Origin of the sequence: Dietzia sp., assembly GCF_036741115.1 — a bacterium.
Lineage (GTDB): Bacteria > Actinomycetota > Actinomycetes > Mycobacteriales > Mycobacteriaceae > Dietzia.
This window is the reverse complement of record NZ_DAINST010000004.1, coordinates 1-4,643: the sequence shown is the minus strand read 5'-3', so window position 1 is coordinate 4,643 and position 4,643 is coordinate 1. Positions and strand designations below refer to the sequence as shown.

2 protein-coding genes are annotated in these 4,643 nt (G+C 66.9%); both read right to left on the bottom strand.

The window, feature by feature from the left end; genetic code table 11:
• On the bottom strand, positions 1-3,141 hold a 3,141-nt coding region (locus tag V7E05_RS01105; protein WP_333617892.1), incomplete at its 3' end, for a multifunctional oxoglutarate decarboxylase/oxoglutarate dehydrogenase thiamine pyrophosphate-binding subunit/dihydrolipoyllysine-residue succinyltransferase subunit.
• Between the two features lie 366 nt (positions 3,142-3,507).
• A complete protein-coding gene (locus V7E05_RS01100) occupies positions 3,508-4,332 on the bottom strand; it encodes a hypothetical protein (protein WP_333617835.1) in 825 nt (274 codons plus the stop codon).
• Between the last annotated feature and the right edge of the window lie 311 nt (positions 4,333-4,643).

Here is a 4,643-nt window from a genome sequence, read left to right as displayed (position 1 = left end):
CGCGCAGAGCTGGAGGAAACGCTCGATGCGGAGCGAGGAGTGGTCCGGGCCCATGCCCTCGTGGCCGTGGGGGAGGAGCAGCGTGACCGCCGACTTCTGGCCCCACTTGGCCTCGCCCGAGGAGATGTACTCATCGATGATGATCTGCGCGCCGCTGACGAAGTCGCCGAACTGCGCCTCCCACATGACGAGCGCATCGGGGTTGCCGACCGAGTAGCCGTACTCGAAGCCGAGGCCCGCGTACTCGGTGAGCGCCGAGTTCCACACCTCGAAGGAGCCGTCGGCGTCCGGGAGGTTGGCCAGCGGCGAGTAGTTCGAGGAGTCTTCCTTGTCCACGACGACAGCGTGGCGCTGCGTGAACGTGCCGCGGCGCGAGTCCTGTCCGGCGAGGCGGACGAGGCGGCCGTCCTGCACGAGCGTGCCGATGGCGAGGAGCTCGCCAAACGCCCAGTCGATGTCGCCGTTGTAGGCCATCTTCTGGCGGTGCTCGTAGACGGGCTTGACTCGCTGGTGGAGGTGGAAGTCCTCGGGCAGGGTGCCGAAGGCGTCGCCGATCTCCTGGAGCCGCTCGGCCGACACGGCCGTGACGAGGCTCGAGGGGAGCGGCTGCTCCGACTCGATGGACTGCGAGACCTGCGCCGGGTGCTTCTCGAGCTCGCGGACCTCCTTGAAGACCTGCTCGAGCTGGCCCTGGAAGTCGCGCAGTGCCGTCTCGGCCTCGGACTCGGTGATGTCACCGCGACCGACGAGGTCGGCGGTGTAGACCTCGCGGACGCCCTTCTTCCGGTCGATGATCTCGTACATCTGCGGCTGGGTCATCGACGGATCGTCCGCCTCGTTGTGGCCGCGGCGGCGGTAGCACACGAGGTCGATGACGACGTCCTTGTGGAACTCCTGACGGAAGTCCATCGCGAGCTTCGCGACGCGGACGCAGGCCTCCGGGTCGTCGCCGTTGACGTGGAAGATCGGGACGCCGAAGCCCTTGGCGATGTCCGTGGCGTACTGGCTCGAGCGCCCGGACTCGGGAGCGGTGGTGAATCCGATCTGGTTGTTGACGACGATGTGCACGGTGCCGCCCGTGGTGTATCCGTCGAGCAGCGCGAGGTTGAGCGTCTCGGGGACCACGCCCTGGCCGGCGAACGCGGCGTCACCGTGGAGCATGAGCGGCACGATCGGGTAGTCCGAACGGCGATCGTCGGGGAGCATGTCGAGCTTGGCTCGCGTGATGCCCTCTAGCACGGGGTCGACGGCCTCGAGGTGCGAGGGGTTCGCGGTGAGCGAGACGGTGATCTCGTTCTCGCCGAACATCTGGTAGTGCGTGCCGCTCGCGCCGAGGTGGTACTTGACGTCGCCCGAGCCGTGCGCCGCGCTCGGGTCCATGTTGCCCTCGAACTCGTTGAAGATCTTCGAGTATGGCTTGCCCACGATGTTCGCGAGCACGTTGAGGCGGCCGCGGTGCGGCATGCCGATGACGACCTCGTCGAGACCGAAGTCGGCGGCCTCGTCGATCACGGCGTCCATCATCGGGATCACGGACTCGGCGCCCTCGAGGGAGAAGCGCTTCTGGCCCACGTACTTGGTCTGCAGGAAGGACTCGAATGCCTCGGCCGCGTTCACCTGGCTGAGGATGTACTTCTGCTCCGCGTTGGTGGGCTTGTCGTTGACGACCTCGACCCGGTCCTGAATCCACTGCCGCTGCTCGTTCTCGATGATGTGCGTGTACTCGATGCCGATCTTGCGGCAGTACGCGGCGCGGAGGACGGAGAGGACGTCCCGTAGCTTCATCTTGTCTTTGCCGACGAAGCCGCCGACGGAGAACTTGCGATCGAGGTCCCACAGCGTGAGCTCGTGGGTGTTGACGTCGAGGTCGGGGTGTACCCGGCGACGACGGAACGGCTGCATGCCGTCGAGCGGATCGATGTCCGCCATGAGGTGGCCGCGGTTGCGGTAGGCGGCGATGAGCTCGAGGACGCGGGCGTCCTTGTCGACGCGCGGGTCCGTGATGTCGGTGCGCCAGCGGACCGGCTCGTAGGGGATGCGCAGCGCCGCGAAGATCGCGTCGTAGAACGAATCGTCGATGAGCAGGCGGTGGATCTCGCGGAGGAACTCGCCCGACTCGGCACCCTGGATGACCCGGTGGTCGTAGGTCGAGGTGAGCGTGGTGATCTTGCCGATGCCCTGCGCCGAGATCTTCTCTTCGGAGGTGCCTTGGAACTCGGCCGGGTACTCCATGGCGCCGACGCCGAGGATGGTGCCCTGGTTGGAGGTGAGGCGCGGGATCGAGTGGACGGTGCCGATGCCGCCGGGGTTGGTGAGCGAGATGGTGACGCCCGAGAAATCGTCCATGCCGAGCTTGCCCACGCGGGCGCGGCGGACGATGTCCTCGTAGGCATCGAGGAACTGCCGGAAGTCCATCTTCTCGGTGTTCTTGATCGCCGCGACGACGAGCGTGCGCGAGCCGTCCTTCTGGTGGAGGTCGATCGCGAGTCCGAGGTTGATCCCGTTGGGCGTCACGAGGTTCGGCTTGCCGTCGACCTCAGCGAAGTGGTTGTTCATCGCCGGGTGCGCCTTGACGGCCTGCACCATCGCGAACCCGATGAGGTGGGTGAAGGAGATCTTCCCGCCGTGGGTGCGCTTGAGGTGGTTGTTGATGACGATGCGGTTGTCGATCATGAGCTTCGCCGGGATCGCGCGCACCGAGGTGGCGGTGGGGATCTCCAGCGACTTGGTCATGTTCTTGACGATCGCGTTGCCCGCGCCGCGAATGACCTTGTTCTCCGTCTCGGCCGGCGGCTCGAAGTCCGGGACATCGAGCAGTGCGACGCGCTCACGACCGATGCCGCGGTCGGCGTCGCTGCGGGGGCGCTCGTTTTTCTGCGAGGGGCGGGCGTCCTTCGACTCGGAGGAGGAGACCGCGGGATTCTCGGACTTGGCCGATTCCTTCGCGCTCTGCGCTCCCTTCTCCTTCGCGGAGGGCGCGGGCTTCGAACCCTTCGCCGGGGCCGAGGCCTTCGAGCTACCCGATGCCTTGGCGCCCTTAGCGCCGTCGACCTTCGGGGCACTGGGCGCGCCGTGCTTCTCGAAATACTCGTGCCAGCCGGAGTCGACGGACTTCGGGTCGTTTCGGTAGAGCTCGTACATCTCGTCCACGAGCCACTGATTCTGTCCGAACTGCGAGTCTTGTTCGCTCACGACCGACAACTGCCTTCCTTGTGTCCTAGCTATTTCGCGCGGGATTCTCCGCACGGATAATTTTGCTGCGTTTTCGCGCGTGTTTTAGCGGCTGCATCACTGCTGCTCAGCGGGTGGAAATGCTCGACAGGCCGGGTGCGCACGAAAGGGGTGACCGCGCGCCTTTCTGGTACCGCCATCCCACTTCGTTCTACCCGCTTCACAGAAGATCGGCACATCCGGGTCCAAGGCTAGCTGCGAGGGCGGTTCTCGGGCCGCCTATGCGGCCCGCGACCCCCCTCTCCAAGGGCACCGGCGGGGATGACGGCGGAGGCCCTAATCGTCCTCCGCGGCCGTGAGTTCGGGCGTCGAGGGCCATGTGGTCGGCGCCGGTCCGAAGGCCTCGGAGGAGCGAGAGACAACGGCCTTGCCGGCCTTGACGTTGCTCCAGCCGCCGAGGGCCGCCCCGACGCCCGCAGGGAGCACCTTGGCCATCGAACCCTTGAGCCGCTTGTAGACGAAGGTCCGCACGAGGCGACGGAAGACGAAGTTGTTGACTCGGCCGAGGTCGGGCAGCTCCGTCGCCTTCTTTGCGATGGAGGCGCCCTTGCGTCCCTTGGACGCCCGCTCGACGATGGCGTTGCCCGCGCTGCCGAGCAGGATGATCGAGACGAGGACCTCGCGCTGGTCCCGGGTGCGGGTGTCCACCCCGTAGACGGTCGCCTTCGCGATGCTGTGGAAGGTGACGGCTTCGAGAAAGGCGACGGCATCGGCGCCGATCGCGCCGAAGGCGACCATCGTGCCGATGCCCGGGACCATCGCCGTCGCGCCCGCCGCCGTGCCCGCGCCACCGACCGCGCGCACGAAGTACTTGTCGAGGCGCTCGACGACCTGCGCAGGGGATTCCTCGGGCCTGGCGCTGCGGAGGTGGCGGACATACGCCTCCGCCGGAGCCTTCTGCGTCTCCACGGCCTTGTCGAGAGCCCTGCGCAGCCAGCGCTCGGCGATCTTCTCCCGGCGCGAGGCCTGCTCGAGCGGGAGCTTCCGGTAGCCCTCGGGGCTCGCGGCGTCCAGCGCGCCTGGGACGTCTCGGCCGTCTCGGGTGTCCGGAACGCCTCCCGTAGCGGCTCCCGCGCCGGAATTCTTCTTGGTCCACGCCATCGGATCATCACTCCTAGCGGATCGGTGGGGTCGTCGTCGACCCCGCTCCTACTAACCAGACACGATACGGACGCACAGGACGGAGAGGGGCACTTAGCGATTCGCGGGTGTTCGGCGTCACTCGCGAAGGGGCGCGGTGCCCTTCGGCGGTGAGGGGCGAGCCCGCGGGGAGATGCCCGCCGCCAGGAAGGCCCGCCGAGTGGAATGGCGGGGAGCGGCGTCGCGGCAGTGTTGGCACGGAAATCCAGATGGGGAAGAGCTAGTGTCGCGCGTGTGAAGTAGTTTTACGGTTGGGTTTGTGAAATCATGGG

Bases quoted from the DNA above. Each gene is read 5' to 3' on its own strand.
- V7E05_RS01100 (WP_333617835.1), bottom strand. From the start codon at position 4,332: ATGGCGTGGACCAAGAAGAATTCCGGCGCGGGAGCCGCTACGGGAGGC.